General features: G+C 71.5%; 1 pseudogene. It reads right to left on the reverse strand.

Annotated features, from left to right (window positions below):
- Positions 1-345, reverse strand: a pseudogene (locus D9V41_RS16765) (hypothetical protein); the annotation flags it as partial.
- Between the last annotated feature and the right edge of the window lie 30 nt (positions 346-375).

Genomic DNA, 375 nt, shown 5'->3' on the forward strand with positions numbered 1-375 from the left:
CCGCGTGATGCGGACCGCCGCGCGGGACGGCCGGCGACCGTCACGCTCGTAGACGACGCCGACCATGCCGGCGATGAACAGGGCGAACAGGCCGATGAGGATGAGGTAGTGGGCCGGGTTGGCCAGCGGCCCCTCATCGCGGCCGCGGCCAGCGTGGAGGCTGACGTCCCACATGAAGCCGAGGAGCGCCACCACGAGTGCTCCGGCGATGAACAGCGAGGCGAAGGCGGCCCATCCGGGTTCGCCCGTGCGTCGCCGCAGTGCGTCGCCCATCCGGGCGAACCATTCGATGCGGTGCGTGCGATGCGCCCAGGCCACCGCGAACAGCGCGGCCGTGAGCACCATGCTGGCGACGCTCAGACCGATCACCTGGTC

The sequence above is a fragment of the Aeromicrobium phragmitis genome, from assembly GCF_003674095.1.
Taxonomy (GTDB): domain Bacteria; phylum Actinomycetota; class Actinomycetes; order Propionibacteriales; family Nocardioidaceae; genus Aeromicrobium; species Aeromicrobium phragmitis.